The sequence below is a fragment of the Crenobacter sp. CS_VA4 genome, from assembly GCF_055597485.1.
Genome location: NZ_JBVMAE010000131.1, coordinates 1 through 269, shown reverse-complemented (window position 1 = coordinate 269; position 269 = coordinate 1). Strand labels below are relative to the sequence as shown.

Annotated in this window: 1 protein-coding gene; it reads right to left on the bottom strand. The window is 61.3% G+C overall.

The window, feature by feature from the left end; all coding sequences use genetic code 11:
* A partial coding sequence (locus ACZ2IA_RS23005) for a DUF6580 family putative transport protein (protein WP_470294905.1) occupies positions 1 to 269 on the bottom strand: 269 nt, incomplete at both ends.

The window sequence follows — 269 nt, the reverse complement described above, 5'->3', positions numbered from 1 at the left end:
CAGGCCGAAGAGCGCGAAGCCAAACAGGGCTGTGCCGGCCAAGGAATTGCCAAAGAAGGGCAAGGCCAGTGTGTAGCAGCTCAGCAGGCCTTCCCAGGTGGGGGCGTACAGACCGCTGCTCAGCCAGACTGCGAAATTGGAGAGCAAAAAGAACAGTAACGCTCCGGCAAAGCCGTGACCGGCAATGCGTGACCAGCGCGACTGGATGGTGATTTGGTGCCCGAGAACGACGACAAGCGCGAGCGCGCCGTATACCGCCAGCAAGCTGC